Genomic DNA, 16,896 nt, shown 5'->3' on the forward strand with positions numbered 1-16,896 from the left:
CGTTGACGGCGACAGGGAGCGTCATTTCTTCGCCGTTGCGCACAAAAGATATGTCGGCCGAAGCTCCCATGTGCGAGCCGAGGGCAGCGGTGAAGTCGGTGTAGTCGGGTGTGGCTGTTCCGTTCACGGCAATGATGCTGTCGCCCTCCTGCATGCCGGCTTTGGCGGCCCCGTAACCGGCGACGGCATTCTGGACAACCACCGGCATGCGGCAGCTGGCAAAACGCTGGTTGGCGCCGATGAGTTGCAACATGAGGTCGTCGGGGAGGGTGAGTTTCACCACTTCACCGTTGCGCATGACTTCTACTTCGTGGGCTTCGGCCATGGCGCGGATTGTCTCGCCCGAGAAATCATACAGGGTCTTTCCGTCGGCGGTCAAGGGAATGTCGCCGTCACGAAATCCGGCGTTTTGCGCCACTTCGCCATAGACGATTCCGTTGCCGATGTTTTTGATGGGAAGTACCGTTTCGCCCCACACAAAGGCAATCATGGCATAGATGACGAGCGCGAGCAGGAAATTGTTGATGACGCCGGCCGTCATGATGAGCAACCGTTGCCAGGCCGGTTTGGAGCGGAATTCCCAAGGCTGTTCGGGTTGAGCCATCTGCTCCTTGTCCATCGATTCGTCGATCATGCCGGCGATTTTTACATATCCGCCCAGAGGCAGCCAACCGATGCCATATTCGGTGTCGCTGTTTTTGGGCTTGTATTTGAACAGGGAAAACCACGGGTCGAAAAAGAGATAGAATTTCTCGACTCTCACCTTGAAGAGTCTCGAAAAAAAGAAGTGTCCCAATTCGTGGATAAAGACCAGAATCGAGAGGCTGAGCATGAGTTGTGCGGCTTTTATCAGAAAAGTTTCCATAAGTCGGCGGTAAAGTATAAAATCAGAATTTTTGAGAAATCAAATCCATTCCCTGGTACGGCGACGGGCTTCGGCATCGGTGGCGACATAATCGTCGTAAGTGGGGGTGGCGACAAATGCCACTTCGTCCATGGCCCGGGCGATGAGGCGGGGCATGTCGGTGAAGGCGATGCGGTCGTGCAGGAACGCCTCCACGACGATTTCATTGGCGGCATTCATGATGCAGGGCATGTTGCCGCCTTGGCGCATGGCCTCGTAGGCGTAACCGAGAAGGGGAAACCTGTCGGTGTCGGGGCGTTCGAAGGTGAGCGACATGTAATGTTCGAGTCGGGGTTTGGGGTCGGAGCTGGGCAGCCGGTGCGGATAAGCAAAAGCGTATTGTATGGGGAGCTTCATGTTGGGAAGCCCCAGTTGCGCTTTGATGGCTCCGTCCTGGAATTGCACCATGGAGTGCACAATCGACTGGGGGTGTACGGCTACCTCGATTTGGTCGGGAGTGACATTGAACAGCCATTGGGCTTCGATGACCTCAAAGCCTTTGTTCATCATCGAGGCGGAGTCGATGGTGATTTTGGCGCCCATTTTCCAGTTGGGGTGTTTGAGCGCTTCGTTTTTGGTGACATGTTTCAATTCTTCGGCCGATAAGGTGCGGAACGGGCCGCCCGATGCCGTGAGAATGATTTTCTCGATGGCGTTGTCGTTTTCACCGGCCAGGCATTGGAAAATGGCCGAGTGCTCCGAGTCGACGGGGATAATGGGCACTCTGTTTTCAAGCGCCAGGCGGGTGATGAGTTCCCCGGCCACGACCAGTGTCTCTTTGTTGGCCAGGGCGATGGCTTTCCCCGCTTTGATGGCTCGTATGGTGGGGTAGAGGCCGGCATATCCCATCATGGCGGTGAGCACCATGTCGATGGGTTGGGCTTCGACGATTTGGGCGATGGCATCGCTTCCCGCGAAGGTCTTTATCGGGAGGTCGCTCAGGGCCTCTTTCAGTTTGGGGTAGAGGGTTTCGTCGGCAATGACGACGGCCTCGGGCGAGAAGCGGCGAGCTTGTTCTATCAGTAGGTCGACATTGTGGTTTGCCGTGAGGGCGTAAACTTCAAAAAGGTCGGCGTGTTCGGCGATGACTTGCAGAGCCTGTGTCCCGATGGAGCCGGTCGAGCCCAATATGGCCAGTTGTCTTTTTGTTCCCATAGAAAAGGTGCGCTGTCAGAAATGAATATATTCCGATGGATTCAAGGGCACGCCCTGGTGCCAAAGTTGAAATTCGACATACGGGCGTATCTTCCCTTCGATAAGATTCCCCGATATGGCGATGTTTTCGCCCTCGGAGACTTTTTGCCCGACCGATTTCAGCAGTCGGTCGTTGCATCGGTATATCGATATGTAGTTGTTGTTGTGTTGCACTTCGATGACATATCCCTCTTCTGCGGTGAAATAGGTGGCGATGACCGTCCCGTCGAGTACCGCCGCCACGGGCGACTGGCGAGGCGGGGTGATGCGTATGCCGAAGATGCGGCGTTGGGGATTGTATGTCTGGGTCACCCGGCCCTTCACCGGCGGATAGAATATGAGGTTGTCGGCTACGTTTTGGTTAAACACATCGAGCGTGTATTTCCCCTCTTCGGCATATTTGCGCAGGAATGAGTTGGTGGCGTTGGAAGCCGGCAGGAGCGAGTCGATGGAGTAGGTTTGCAGCGTTTGCTCGCTGTTGATGTCGATGGAGTCGAGGGGAATATTGCCCGAAAAAATGTTGGCGAGATTGTCGAGATAGGCTTTGTTGATGTTGACAATGCGGGTCAGCGAGTCGACGGCAAGGGCGTTGTCGACGATTTGGCTCCGCATTTCGGGGCTCACATACCCCGGTAAGGTGCGACGCAGCGGGGTGCGGGTGATGAGGTAGATGGTGAGTGCTCCGATAATTAGCACGGCGATGAGCATCGATAGAATCACCGTCAGTCGCGAAATGCGAAACATCAGGACCTGCTCCAACGTGTGCTCGTTGAAGATGGTGAGTTTGTAGGAAAACCGGAGCTTTTTCCACACCGATTTTATTTTGTTGCCTGTCTGCATATGTTACCTGTTGCGGTGTTGTTCGTGCATTATATGCAAGAAAACTATCCTAATTTGCAAAGTTAATAAATATTCGCGATACCCTGCGGCTCTCTTCCTATTTTTAGAAAAGTTTTGATTTCCCCGCACTTTGCTGGCCGTTGCCGGCTTATTTTTTGCCGGCGGACGAACTTAATGCGCCCTTTTTCTGTTATATGCTTGCTTTCAATGCAGATTTCCCCTTCGCATTTCCCGGGAGAGGGGGTCTTCTCTTTTGTTTGTCCGGGAAGGGTAAATTTTTTTTATCAATCGTATGAAAACAAAAAAACATGTTTGGGGGGTGGGGGCAATGGTTGCTGCACTCCTGTTTTGGACAGGAACAAGTGCGACAGCACAAACCCTTGTCGTCGAGGAAGAAATCGTCGAGGTTCAACCCTTGCCCGGTACGCAGTATTACAGCGCCAAGGGGCCGAGAAGCAACTGGTTCATGTCGGTGGGTGCCGGTACGCAGACCTATGTCAAGTCGCTCCATCGCGGCAAGCAGCAATTTACGTTGGCTCTCGATGTGGCAGCCGGAAAGTGGATTACCCCTTATCTTGCCCTGCGTCTCGATTTCATGGGCGGTAGTGTCAAAAAAATGTGGCCCCGTGTAGGTGAACCGCAAGGTGCCCGTTATGTGGCTCTTTATGGCGACTTGATGTGGGACCTCACCAATGCTCTCGGCGGTTACGACCCCATGCGTATCGTGTCGTTCAGACCTTTTGCCGGTGTGGGTGCCATGTATACGTTCAAAAACGACATGGCCGGGCGTGATACCTACCTCTTCCCCGTGTCGGCCGGTATCAACATCAACTTCCGCCTTTGCCACTATGCCGACTTCTTTATCGAGGGCCGTGCCAACATGATGGGCAATAACTTCTCCGAGCAGTTTTGGGCAAGCCGCCGCATAGAGACGATTGTTTCGGCAGTTGCCGGTATCACCGTGAAATTCGGAAAAGAGCGTTTCAACTCTTACAATCCCTATGCCGAACAGGCTCTTGTCTCGGCCATGAACCAGCGCATCAATGATTTGCGCGAGGAACTCGAAGATTGTGAGAGTCGTCCCTTGCCTCCTCCCGAGAAAGTCGTCGTTTATAAAACGGCCCCCGCACCCGTCGACACCACGCCCAAATGCCAGGGAAAACTTATGTCGGTGGTGCGTTTCTCCATCAACAGTGCCGAGATAGCTCCTGTCGAGATGGTCAACATCTACAACGTGGCTCAGTACATGAAGGCAAATAAGAGCTGCACCTTGGTCGTTACCGGCTATGCCGATGAGAAAACCGGTACGCCGGCCTACAACAAGCAGTTGAGTCAGAAACGGGCACAGGCGGTGATGGACACACTCATCAAGCAGTACAACATACCGGCCGGTCGCATCGAGATGGTGGCCGGTGGCAGCACCAGCCAACCCTATCCGCAGGATAACAGTTGGAATCGCATCGTGCTTTTCTCGACCAAGTAAAATCCAGTTCTGATTGGACCTTTTTCGTTTACCGGTTGCGCACTGCCAATCACACGGCCGGTAGCGGATAAGGCAAAGGCCCTGCACGGTATGTACCGTGCAGGGCCTTTTGTCGGTGGGGGAGAGATTCTTTATTTCCCTTGGGCGATGTAGTCGGTAATCCACCGGCCCACTTCGGAGCATTTGTAGGCTTTCCCGTCGCCGCAGATGTCTTCGGTAACGACACCGGCTTCGAGCGAAGCGGCTACGGCACGGCGTATGGCGGCACCCTCTTCCATGAGGCCGAAAGCATATTCAAACATCAGTGCGGCCGAGAGTATCGTGGCCACGGGGTTGGCGATGTCCTTGCCGGCGGCTTGGGGGTAGGAGCCGTGTATCGGCTCGAATACCGAGGTGTGTATGCCTATCGAGGCCGAGGGGAGCATGCCCAGCGAACCGGTGATGACCGAGGCTTCGTCGGTGAGAATGTCGCCGAACATGTTTTCGGTCACGATGACGTCGAAGCGGCTCGGGAACTGCACGAGCTGCATGGCCGCATTGTCGACAAACATGTATTCGGTCGTGATGTCGGCGTTTTCACGGGCGATTGCCTGGGCCACTTCGCGCCACAGACGCGAGGTGCAGAGCACGTTGGCTTTGTCGACCACCGTTACTTTCTGCCGGCGTTGGCGGGCATATTTGTAGGCGAGGCGCACGATACGCTCCACCTCTTCGCGGCTATACACGCAGGTATCGTAGGCCACGTTCCCGTCTTCGCTGCGTCCTTGCGGGCGACCGAAGTAGATGCCGCCGGTGAGTTCGCGTATGCACATGAGGTCGGTGCCTTCTACGATGTCGCGACGCAGGGGTGACTTGTGCAGGAGCGAAGCGAAGGTGGTGACGGGGCGTATGTTGGCATAGAGCCCCAGTTGCTTGCGCATGCCCAGCAACCCTTGCTCGGGACGTACTTTGGCCGAGGGGTTGTTGTCATACTTGGGGTCGCCGATGGCACCGAACAATACCGCGTCGGATTCCATGCACAGTTTGTGAGTCTCTTCGGGGTAGGGATTCCCGCAACGGTCGATGGCACAGGCCCCCACCAAGGCGTGTTGGTGTGAAAGTTCATGGCCGAAGCGTTTGCACACGGCTTCGGTGACTTGCAGGGCTTGTCCCACGATTTCGGGTCCGATGCCGTCGCCCGGCAGTACAGCGATTTTCAATTTCATATGCAGATGTTTTTTTGATGATTGTTACATTTCTTCGATTTGGTTCAGCATTTTCACCGTGGCCTGTATGGCCGCTTCGGTTTGGTCGGCGTCGAGGCCGCGGGTCTTGAACGTGTGGTCGTGGTAGTTCCAGGTGATGACGGTTTGCACGAAAGCGTCGGTACGGCCTCCCGGGGGAATGTCGACCGTGTAGTTGGTGAGCATCGGGAATTCGCGTCCCAGCTGTTGCTTGTAGATGATGCGCACGGCCTTTACGAAGGCGTCGTACTGGCCATCGCCCGTTGCCGTCTGTTCATACTGTTTGCCGTGTATCTCTATTTTCACCACGGCTACCGGGTGCAGCCCTTGTGCCAACGCCAGCGAATAATTGAGCAGCCTGATTTTCTGGTCTTCGATGTTGTGTTTCAGAACGTCGGAGATGATATAGGGCAGGTCGTCTTGCGTGACTTGTTCTTTTTTGTCGCCGAGGGCGATGATGCGGTCGGTGACTTTGCGCATCGATTCCTCATCGAGTTCGATGCCCAGCGCTTCGAGGTTTTTCTGAATGTTGGCCTTTCCCGAGGTTTTTCCCAGGGCATATTCCCGGGTGCGGCCGAAGCGTTCGGGCAGCAGGTCGTTGTAGTAGAGGTTGCTCTTGCTGTCGCCGTCGGCATGTACGCCGGCGCATTGGGTGAAGACATACTCTCCGATGACCGGTTTGTTGGCGGGAATGCGCACGCCGGAGTATGACTCGACCACGCGGCTTACCTGGTTTATTTTCCGCTCGTCGATGCCCGTTTGGCATTTCAGCTGGTCGTGCAGGACCGCCAGCACACTCGAAAGCGGAGCATTGCCGGCGCGTTCACCCAGCCCGTTGATGGTGCAGTGTACGCCCTGTATGCCGGCTTTCACGGCCGAGTAGACGTTGGCGATGGCCAGGTCGTAGTCGTTGTGCCCGTGGAAGTCGAAGCGGCAGCCGGGGTAGCGTTCCAGCATGGTCGTGCAGAACTCGAAACACTGGTAGGGGTTGAGAATGCCCAGCGTGTCGGGCAGCATGAAGTGCTCTATCTCTTCGCCGTGCAAGGCGTCCATAAGTTGGTAGACATACTCGGGCGAGTGTATCATGCCGTTCGACCAGTCTTCGAGGTAGATGTTTACCTGCATGCCGTTTTCCCGAGCCAAGGCGATTTCGGCCATGATGTCGGCGATGTGTTCTTCGGGGCTTTTCTTCAATTGTTCGCGGCAGTGGCGCAGCGAGCCTTTGCAGAGCAGGTTAATGATTTTCCCGCCGGCCTCTTTGATCCAGCGTATCGATATGCCCTTGTCGATGAATCCGAGGATTTCGACGCGGTTGAGAAAATCCTGCTTGTTGGCCCATGCGCATACCTGTTTCACCGACTGGAATTCTCCCTCTGATACGCGTGCCGACGCTATCTCTATGCGGTCGACGTGCAACTCCGAGAGCAGCAGGCGGGCGATACTCAGTTTCTCCTGCGGGGCAAACGAGACGCCCGATGTCTGCTCGCCGTCGCGCAGGGTGGTATCCAATATCTCTATACGCATGGAATCAATGGTTGTGGTTCTGTTCCCATGATTCGGTCTCGGCTTTTTGGCTCAACAGGTAGTCGATGTCGTCGAGACCGTTCATGAGGCAGTGTTTCTTGTAGGCGTTGATTTCAAAATGTTCGCTCCGTCCCGTGGTTTTGTTGGTGATGGTCTGAGCGGGCAGGTTCACTTCGACCTCGGTTTTCGGGTTGGCAAAAATCGAGTCGAACAACTCTTTCAGGAACGGCTCACTCACCACGACAGGCAATACGAAGTTGTTGAGTTCGTTGTTCTTGTGTATGTCGGCAAAGAAGCTCGAAACCACGACGCGGAACCCGTAATCGGCAATGGCCCAGGCCGCATGTTCGCGGCTCGACCCTGACCCGAAGTTTTTCCCGGCGACCAATATCTCTCCGCCGTATGTGGGGTTGTTGAGTACGAAATTTTTATTGACCGAACCGTCGGGATTGTAACGCCAGTCCCGGAAAAGATTCTCCCCGAATCCTTCTCGGGTGGTTGCTTTGAGAAAACGGGCCGGAATGATTTGGTCGGTATCTACGTTTTCGAGGGGGAGGGGTACGCAGGTACTTGTCAGTATATCGAATTTCTGTTTCATAGTCGTTTGCTTTTGTTGTTTACATCAACGTTCTGGGGTCGGTGATTACGCCGGTTACGGCAGCGGCGGCGGCTACCAGCGGGCTGGCCAGCAGGGTGCGTGAGCCGGGGCCTTGGCGGCCTTCGAAGTTGCGGTTGCTGGTCGACACGGCATATTTGCCGGCCGGCACCTTGTCGTCGTTCATGGCCAGGCAGGCCGAGCAGCCCGGTTGACGTATCTCGAATCCGGCCTCTTGCAGCACCTTGTCGATACCCTCTTCGCGTATCTGCGCGTCGACCAGCCACGAGCCGGGTACCAGCCAAGCCACGATGTGGTCGGCCTTTTTCCGGCCTTTGACCAGCGAGGCGAAGGCGCGGAAGTCTTCGATGCGGCCGTTGGTGCAGGCACCGAGGAATACATAGTCGACTTTTTTCCCGAGCAGCGGTTCACCCGGTTTGAAGCCCATATATTGCATCGATTTCTCGAACGAACTTTTTTCTACCTCGCTCATGCCTTCGGTGGTGGGTATATGGGCGGTGATGGCTGTCCCCATGCCGGGATTGGTGCCGTAGGTAATCATGGGCTCGATGTCGGCGGCGGCGTAGCGCAGCTCTTTGTCGAATGTCGCATCGTCGTCGCTTTTGAGCGTTTTCCAGTAGGCGACCGCCTTGTCCCAAGCCTCGCCCTGCGGGGCATATTCGCGACCCTTGATATAGGCGAAGGTGGTCTCGTCGGGAGCTATCATGCCGCCCCGGGCGCCCATTTCGATACTCAGGTTGCACAAGGTGAGGCGACCCTCCATCGAGAGGTTGCGCACGGCTTCACCGGCATATTCGATAAAGTAGCCCGTCGCACCGCTGGTGGTGATTTTCGACATCAGGTACAGCGCCATGTCCTTGGCCGTGACGCCTTTGCCCAAAGTGCCGTCGATGGTGATGCGCATGGTCTTGGGGCGCGATTGCAGGATACACTGTGTGGCCAGTACCATTTCGACTTCGCTGGTGCCGATGCCGAATGCGATGGCACCCATTGCCCCGTGGGTCGAGGTGTGTGAGTCGCCGCACACGATGGTCATGCCCGGGAGGGTGAGCCCGCGTTCGGGACCGACGACATGTATGATGCCGTTCCGGGGGGTGAGCATGCCGAAGTGGGTGAGGCCGAACTCCTCGGCATTGCGGGCCAGCGTATCGACCTGCTTGCGGGAAACCGGGTCTTCGATGGGCTTGTCCTGGTCGTGGGTGGGCGTGTTGTGGTCGGGCATGCAGAATATCTGCCCGGGGCGGAAACATTTCAGCCCCCGCGCACGCAGCCCGTCGAAAGCCTGCGGGCTGGTTACCTCATGGCAATAGAGCCGGTCGATATAGAGTTGGGTCGGCCCGTCTTCGATTTTCTGTACGACGTGGGCGTCCCATATTTTGTCGAAAAGTGTGTTCATAGCGTATGTTGTTTTTTTGAAGTCGGATTAATGTACAAATTTGTTGATGGCGTCGATAAAGGCTTCGACCGAGGCCGCGATGATGTCGGTGTTGGCCGCAAACCCGTTGTAGTGCACGCCGTCATAAGCTACGGCCATGTGCACCTTGCCCACGTCGTCACTGCCTTTGGTGATGGCTTGAATAAGGAACTCCTGAATCGTCATTTGGCGGTGAATGATTTGTTTCACGGCTTTGATGGCCGCATCGACCGGGCCGTTGCCGGTGGCTGCCGCCTCGAAATGTTCTCCGGCGATGCGCAGCCCCACGCTGGCCACCGAACGCACGCCGACGCCCGACGTCACTTGCAGGTAGTCGAGCGTGATGCGGGCATTTTCCGAACGGGCCTTACCTACGAGCATGAGCAGGTCGTCGTCGTTCAGGTCTTTTTTGCGGTCGGCCAGTTTCAAGAAATCCTCATAAGCCTTGTCGAGCCTCTCCTTGTCGAGTTCCACGCCCAAGATGTGCAGGCGGTGTTTCAGGGCGGCGCGGCCGCTGCGGGCGGTGAGTACAATCGAGTTCTCGTCGATGCCTACGTCGCGCGGGTCGATGATTTCGTAGTTCTCGCGGTTTTTGAGCACGCCGTCCTGGTGTATGCCCGACGAGTGGGCAAAGGCGTTGCGTCCCACGATGGCCTTGTTGGGTTGCACCGGCATGCTCATGAGGCTCGATACCAGCCGGCTGGTGCTGTAAATCTTTTGTGTGTTGATGTTGGTTTCGACGTCCAGCTCCTTGTGGCTCTTGAAAATCATGGCCACCTCTTCGAGCGAAGTGTTGCCGGCGCGTTCGCCGATGCCGTTGATGGTCACCTCGGCCTGACGGGCGCCGTTGAGAATGCCCGATATGGTGTTGGCCGTGGCCATGCCCAAGTCGTTGTGGCAGTGGGTGGCGATGATGGCCTTGTCGATGCCCTTGACATTCTCTTTGAGGAAACGTATTTTACGGCCGAACTCCTCGGGCAGGCAGTAGCCCGTCGTGTCGGGAATGTTTACCACCGTGGCACCGGCCTTGATGACAGCCTCGATGACGCGCGCCAGATATTCGTTGTCGGTGCGGCCGGCATCTTCGGCGTAGAATTCCACGTCTTCGACATATTTCTTGGCATATTTCACCGCGGCGACGGCGCGCTCGATAATCTCTTCGCGGGTGGAGTTGAATTTGTATTTGATGTGGTAGTCCGACGTGCCGATGCCTGTGTGTATGCGTTTGTGCTTGGCATACTGCAAAGCCTCGGCGGCCACTTTTATGTCGTTTTCGTTGGCGCGGGTCAGGGCGCAGATGGTGGGCCACGTTACCGCCTTGGAGATGGTGACGACCGAGTTGAAGTCGCCCGGGCTCGACACAGGAAATCCTGCCTCGATAATGTCTACGCCCAATGCTTCGAGGGCCTTGGCCACCTCTATTTTCTCTACGGTGTTGAGCTGACAACCCGGCACTTGTTCACCGTCGCGCAGGGTTGTATCGAAAATGTATAACTTTTCTGACATGGTAATATGACGTTTTTTCGTTTCTTCTCAAAAAAAAACCTTTCTGCACAGGGACGTGTGAGAAAGGTTTGTATATCGGTATCATTTCTTCATTTTAGCGCACCGGCTCACCGTCCATCGAACTCTTCGGTAGAATAATAATTCGTAGGTCGTGAAGTCGGAAGTTTTGCATCTGTCGAGATAGATTTGTTATTTCGGCTGCAAATGTAGCTATAATTTTTGATTCTGCAAATAGAATGCAATATTTTTTGCGGGTTGTTTTACGAATTGTCAATTTTTATAAACCATAAAATGTCAAATCATAAAGAATTCAAGCCTCAGAAAAATTTTTGAATATATCGTTATTTGCTCCACCGGGACTTAATAATCCGTTTGCTCTTTTTATAAATTCCCCATGTTTTAGCTTTAATGCCAAGTTATTTTTGTCGTACCGAGATAAGCTTATCGATAATGATGTCAAATTAAAAAATGAATAGTATGACAAATTCTAAACATGAAACAACCCAAATTCCTCCCGAGGTAAATTCTTCGGGTGCGATGGAAATAACCGGACAATTAGAACCATCGGTTGCCAGTTCTTCTATTGTTGAAAGTTTGTGGAATATAATCGACAATGAAGAATTCTTGGAGGTTGTTACCGATTCCAATGGCATTTTTTTACGGGGCATTAAAAGAGACGGCTCCATGGAATGGGCCAAAGGCGTACCGACGCCGATCCGGCAAATTTGTCCGTCGGAAAGAATCGAAAACCCCGAATGGCTTTTTTTATGGTGTATAGAAGATCAAAAAGGTGATCGCTACCCGGTCATGGGGGTTAAGTATGATTTTACATTTTGGTGTGCCAAAAATGAGATGACGTTTGATTTGAAAAAATTGGAAGCATCCATTTATGACCATTCTATTGCCTTGTCTTCTACGAAAGAAGAATTGAAACAGACGTTGACCAATAGTATCAATCGCGTTAATAGGAAAATAGAGGCGACCGACAGCAAACAAAGTGAACTGGTCGCACGTATATCTTCGCTTGAAAACAAAAAGATACAGGAGAGTGATTGTTCCGAGGAACTTTTACAAAAAATCGGAACTTCCGGAGGAGGGTCAATCGAGAACTATGCCGACGGCCAGGATATTGCCTCTGTCGATAATAGGTTGCGGTTGGCATCGCGTCCTTATGGCCTGAATAATTACGGCTATGTGAGGTTACGGTGCAGAGATATAGAAAATGCCTTTGAAAATGTTGTCGCAGAAGACGAGGAGAATGTAACAGATGAACACTATTGCAAAAGGAAAACATTGACCCTGTTTAAGTATGAAGGCTCACTAAAAGAAGAACATTATGTATATACCGTTTCTCCTATGATGGCAACCCATACGATATATGAGGTGGTACATACGCACAATTTAGGGGGGCGTGTCGTGCGCATACCCGATGATTGCGTCTTGTGGTTCAATGGGGGTACATTTACAAACGGAACGATTCTCAGCAATAAAACAAAGGTCATAAATCTTCCTTCTGCTACCAGTAAGGTAGAAAAGTATGCAAAAACTTTTGTGAACACACCGGCCGAAATAGATATAGTTGGGAAAATTTACAATATCTATGGGCAGGAGATTACCGTGCGTGGTGATGTGATAAATCGTCATACCCCTTTGTGTTACAATTACGAAATCAGAATGTCGGATTATAAATATGACGGAAACGGGATAAATAATTCCATGCGCCTTGCTCGTAATTTGGGGGTTACCGATTGTATTATAACCATGTATATCAGGAATAATCATTCAACAGATTCAACAAATGAAGTTATGTCCGATGAAGAAACCGATACAGATGCAATATTCAATGGGGCATATTATGTGAGTGGTTATTGGAGTAGTCCTCAATATCGTAATAAACCTTTCGATTTGGCGAAGGAGATATATTTGAACGGATTGTCGGTAAAAGCCATAAAATTCCATGCGGGCGGCGAATGGCCAGAAGAAAATGGAACCGGAGGAGGTGGTATGTCTAAATATAAGGAATTTATATATGAATACACCAAACGGTTGAGTGAACGGTTGGCCGAACTTGGTCTCCCCGATTTTCAAGATGTATATATCGTCAATGAACGAGGTGATTTTACCGATATAGATCCGAATGGTACGAGTTGTGTGTCTCTTATAAAAGAATTGGCACAGGATGTGAATGGCGAGGGCAAGACTGCCCGCTGCTCGTTTGCGGGTGAATATCAGATGGCAAATGCCGATCCCTCCCTCTATGATCATCTGAAACCTGCCTTTAATGTCTATCCTGCATTGTCGTTCAAAGATGGAAAGATTACTCCGGCCGATGATTTGGTGTCGTTGATGGCCGAACGATTTATGTCGATCGGGACTTTCTGGCAAGGCCGGTATAACATGAACAATATTGCGCTTTCTGAGATAGGTACCCGCCCGGCCATCAAGGCATTACGTGCACCCGAGGCGTATGGCGACGAAGTGGTAGGAGAGTATTACGGCGATGCCATGATTTTGTTTTGGAAAACTTTCGCAGAGGTGGCCCGTAAGATGAATTTCGAGTATGTCTGTGTGTGGTATTGGGATTATATATGCGATTGGTATGTTACCGCACAAGGAACAAGCGAAGCTGGAAATACAGAAGAGAAATTCATCAGTAATAGAGGCTCCGAGATAGAAGACGATATGTACAGAATATTTTTAAAAATGTAGAGTTATGACAATTCCTATTTATGCACCTTATTTTGCTGAAAATTGTACAGCAGAGTACGCCGAGATAAAGCGTCCGTTCGATGCCTTTGTGACGGCCTGGATAAAACGCATCGATGGTTCGATATGTAAGAATGAATATTCCCTCACCTGTCGCAAGACGTTGTCGAAAAGTGAAGACTATGTACCCGATAGTGTCATATCGAGCGAATGGACTTTCAAGGCACTCGATTTGCAGGAAGACGTCCGATTGTTTCTGCAAATCAATTCGAGAGGACGCCTGTGTCTGTGTGGCGATGTTTCAAAAGTCAAGCTCATCGAGCTGAAAACCATAGAGCCGTCGGCTATAATAACTGTCGACAATATGCGGGTTGAGCCGTTGAGTTTTATAAAGATAACCCAAAATAATAACCAATCATTAAATCCTACAAAATTATGAATACCTGTTTAGTAACAATATTGCCGGGAAAGGTAAGCGACACCTCTATGCTGAAAGTGGACGATATTAGATTCCATATCGTACTGAATGAGGGAGAAAATAGTGTTTTTACAATACAAGCAGTTTCAGGGAAAAAAGTGACGGCTTCGATAGCCAATGTAGTCAAGGGTAGCCCTAAGTTCAGCGACGGCTCTATGACCATTGAGAATAATTCCGAATATCCAAAGCCGGCATATTCGACGGCTCCGGCCACAGAGTTGCAGGAGTTTGATATTATTGTCTCCAACAAAAGTTATTTGAGATATCTTGATATGCCGACTAGAACAAACGAGGCTTTCGATGTCGGTGTTTTGAAATCTTGTACGGCATTAGATACTTTGTGCTTAAATGGCGAGCTTGGGGGTGATTCGAGTGTGCTGCGTGATATGACAAGTTTAAAAAATTTGTATGTGCGCGGTGCCGGTTTCCGATTGGACCTGAACGATCTGAAAGATTGTCCTTTGGAGAAGTTGGAGTTAAAATCTGATAATGGAGCTGATGCAAAATTCTCTATCAATGATTTGCAGAATATGACAACGAGATCGTTGACAGAATTGACATTGGCGGGTACATACCAAAAGCAACTTAGAGGCGTTACCGGAGATCTGTCGGTGTTAAGTAGCTTTAAAAAGCTCGTAAAACTGGCAATACCCTATACCTCTATCAGTGGGAATCTGAGTGCACTGAGCGGCCTGACGGGTCTTGAAGAAATCTCAGCCTCGGAGTGCAATTTCGAGGGAGATCTGAGTAGCTTGCCGCCTAAGTGTCGTATATTTTCCAATATTGCAGGAAGCAAGAATACTTGGTTTACCTGGACAGATGGCGCTCGGGCGTTGAAAAGCTCTTGTCTCTTGTCGATAAACGCGGTAAATTACCCGGCCAATTTGCTAGGAAGTGATTTGTTTGAAATGCTTAACGACCAGTCATGTTGTTTTCCTCCTGAGAAGAAGATACTAAACGAAGCTGGTGCCGTAATAGATCATGAGGATTTGCCAACTAAAATTTATATTAATACCGACGATAATCATAAACAGTTTTTGGAGGAATGTAGTGGCGATTTGGAGATACTTCTTAGTGATTTATTAAGATGTTGTGTAACCGAACTTGTCATCGACGGAGAGACATTTATCACAAATGGGCAGATTGTGTATGCCGGGTAGGAACGGATAACTCTTGTCCATTTATGGGCGGCCGGTAGTGGCCGCCCTGTTTTTTGTGTAAAAAAGTTGGGATTTTTCGGTTTTGTTTTATAACTTTCCGGCATTCATGAGGAATACCTAAAAATATGATGTATGGGAAAACGTGTGATTTTGGCGGCGATGCTCTTATTCGCCACATTGGGAGTTGTTAGGGGGCAAGAGTATATCGACGATGGGTGGTATTACCTTCTCTATGATGATTTCGGAGAAAGAACCGCTGTTCTCGAAACAAGCACCCGACCGGTAGAAGATCGAGACTTGCAGATACCCGAGTATATCGATGTATATGGAGATTCTTATCGGGTGGTAGAAATTGGCGATGATGTTTTCGCGGGGAATACCTCAATACGAACGGTAACATTGCCTCCGAGTTTGCAGACGATAGGGAAAAGAGCTTTTCAGGATTGCGATTCGTTGGTATCGATAAATCTCGAGAATGTCAAGAAGATAGGTGTCGATGCGTTCAATAGTTGTGATCTTTTGAAGTCGGTCGATCTCTCTTCTTTGTTTTTTATCGATGAACATACGTTTAGCTCGTGTTACGCTTTGGAATCGGTGAAGATTTCCGAGAAGACTACATCTATTGGTTACGATGCTTTTTGGTACTGTGAACGGCTTTTTTCGGTCATCATACCCGACGGGGTAGAGAGCATAGGCGATAATGCTTTTGAGAACTGTGGATTGAGAAAGTTGACTTTGGGGAAGAATGTGAAAACAATCGGCGATAATGCTTTTGCTTCTTGTTCCGAGTTGTTGGAAATTCATTCATTGGCCGTAGAGCCACCGGCTTATCTACGGGGGAGTCCCGACGGGGTGCTTTTCAGTGGAATATCTAACACTTATGGTATTCTATATGTGCCCGAGGGTTCGGTCGACGCTTATCGGCAGGCCGATGAGTGGGGAAATTTTGTTTCAATCCGCGATTCGGTATATCCCGATTATGTGGAGATACCGATAACATCTATCACCTTAGACCCCGATACCCTTATTATTATTCGAGATATGCCGAATAAGTACTATGCTTATTGGTCGATAACACCAGAGAATGCCTCTTACCCCCAGTTGTCGTATGAGGTAGAAAATCAAGGAAAATTCGATGTCTTTTTTTATAATGGTTCAGGTCGAATATCTGTCAGTGGTTGGGGATATGCGTTCGATACGGAGTGTCCCATGCGTTCCGATACGGCTGTAATCAGGCTGAGTACCACCGATGGCAGCAACCTGTCGGCGACATGTACTGTGATATACATAGCCCAGCAGGCAACATACTTCTCTTTGGGACAGGATTCTGTAACCATAGAGTGTGGCGGTTCTTTTGCGGATACCTGTGAGCTCCTGCCGCAGTATGCCTCGTATGTGCGGAACATCGAGTGGACATCGAGTGATGAGTCGGTGGCGTGGGTAACGATGACTCATTGGTCGAACAGGAGATATGGCTTCTTTGGCGAAGGACCGGGAACGGCCATTATTACGGCAAGGACTACCGACGGCAGCAACTTGTGCGATACTTGTGTGGTAACGGTATTGCCGTCGACGACGGGAGTAGAGGCTGTCGAGAGTGCCGCCGTGCAGGTATATGCCAGCGGCGGGCGTATTGTAGTCGACGGGTCGGCACCGGGAGAACCGATTGTCGTATGCCGGCTCGATGGGGGCGTCGTGCAGGAGTGTGTCTCTACGGGGAAACACATGGAAATACCTCTTCCCTTCGGCGGAATGTATATCGTCAATGTGAACGGGACCGTTCGCAAGGTGGTATTGTAGCTTCCCGGGTTATCATATAAACGACGAAGGGCCGCTCCCGAGGAGCGG

The 16,896-nt window shown here is 51.3% G+C and carries 13 protein-coding genes; 5 read left to right on the plus strand and 8 right to left on the minus strand.

The features are described from left to right. The 3 genes from IAD09_04525 to IAD09_04535 all read right to left on the minus strand — a co-directional run. A partial coding sequence (locus tag IAD09_04525; GenBank protein HIT81488.1) for a site-2 protease family protein occupies nt 1–865 on the minus strand: 865 nt, incomplete at its 3' end. A gap of 39 nt (nt 866–904) precedes the next feature. After that, nucleotides 905–2,059 (minus strand): 1-deoxy-D-xylulose-5-phosphate reductoisomerase, encoded by a 1,155-nt coding sequence (locus IAD09_04530; protein ID HIT81489.1) that lies wholly within the window; start codon nt 2,057–2,059, stop codon nt 905–907. A gap of 15 nt (nt 2,060–2,074) precedes the next feature. Next, on the minus strand, nt 2,075–2,938 hold the full coding sequence (locus IAD09_04535) for a M23 family metallopeptidase (GenBank protein HIT81490.1): 864 nt from the start codon (nt 2,936–2,938) through the stop codon (nt 2,075–2,077). A 292-nt stretch (nt 2,939–3,230) separates the two neighbouring features. On the opposite strand from IAD09_04535, the gene IAD09_04540 reads away from it, so the two are divergent. Next, nucleotides 3,231–4,421: an OmpA family protein gene (locus IAD09_04540; protein HIT81491.1), complete on the plus strand. Its 1,191-nt coding sequence runs from the start codon at nt 3,231–3,233 to the stop codon at nt 4,419–4,421. 131 nt (nt 4,422–4,552) lie between these two features. On the opposite strand, the gene leuB is transcribed toward IAD09_04540, so the two are convergent. From leuB to IAD09_04565, 5 genes are read right to left on the minus strand one after another with little or no spacing between them, the layout of a single operon-like run. Continuing rightward, entirely contained in the window at nt 4,553–5,626 is a 1,074-nt protein-coding gene (gene leuB, locus IAD09_04545) for a 3-isopropylmalate dehydrogenase (protein HIT81492.1), read from the minus strand. 24 nt (nt 5,627–5,650) lie between these two features. Next, nucleotides 5,651–7,168 carry a 2-isopropylmalate synthase gene (locus tag IAD09_04550; GenBank protein HIT81493.1) on the minus strand — a complete coding sequence of 506 codons (1,518 nt, stop codon included), beginning with the start codon at nt 7,166–7,168 and terminating at the stop codon, nt 5,651–5,653. A gap of 4 nt (nt 7,169–7,172) precedes the next feature. Continuing rightward, a complete protein-coding gene (leuD, locus tag IAD09_04555) occupies nt 7,173–7,766 on the minus strand; it encodes a 3-isopropylmalate dehydratase small subunit (GenBank protein ID HIT81494.1) in 594 nt (197 codons plus the stop codon). A gap of 19 nt (nt 7,767–7,785) precedes the next feature. Beyond that, nucleotides 7,786–9,180 carry a 3-isopropylmalate dehydratase large subunit gene (gene leuC, locus IAD09_04560; GenBank protein HIT81495.1) on the minus strand — a complete coding sequence of 465 codons (1,395 nt, stop codon included), beginning with the start codon at nt 9,178–9,180 and terminating at the stop codon, nt 7,786–7,788. Between the two features lie 27 nt (nt 9,181–9,207). After that, nucleotides 9,208–10,704, minus strand: a complete 1,497-nt coding sequence (locus IAD09_04565; GenBank protein HIT81496.1) for a 2-isopropylmalate synthase — start codon at nt 10,702–10,704, stop codon at nt 9,208–9,210. Between the two features lie 477 nt (nt 10,705–11,181). Between IAD09_04565 and IAD09_04570 the strand changes: the two genes are divergently transcribed. From IAD09_04570 to IAD09_04585, 4 genes are all read left to right on the plus strand, one after another. Then, nucleotides 11,182–13,413, plus strand: a complete 2,232-nt coding sequence (locus IAD09_04570; protein ID HIT81497.1) for a hypothetical protein — start codon at nt 11,182–11,184, stop codon at nt 13,411–13,413. A 4-nt stretch (nt 13,414–13,417) separates the two neighbouring features. After that, on the plus strand, nt 13,418–13,849 hold the full coding sequence (locus tag IAD09_04575; protein HIT81498.1) for a hypothetical protein: 432 nt from the start codon (nt 13,418–13,420) through the stop codon (nt 13,847–13,849). Next, nucleotides 13,846–15,048, plus strand: a complete 1,203-nt coding sequence (locus IAD09_04580; GenBank protein HIT81499.1) for a hypothetical protein — start codon at nt 13,846–13,848, stop codon at nt 15,046–15,048. Before IAD09_04575 ends, IAD09_04580 begins: the two co-directional genes overlap by 4 nt. 132 nt (nt 15,049–15,180) lie before the next feature. Further along, entirely contained in the window at nt 15,181–16,848 is a 1,668-nt protein-coding gene (locus IAD09_04585; protein ID HIT81500.1) for a leucine-rich repeat domain-containing protein, read from the plus strand. Nucleotides 16,849–16,896: the final 48 nt, after the last annotated feature.

Source organism: Candidatus Caccoplasma merdavium (assembly GCA_018715595.1).
Lineage (GTDB): Bacteria > Bacteroidota > Bacteroidia > Bacteroidales > UBA11471 > Caccoplasma > Caccoplasma merdavium.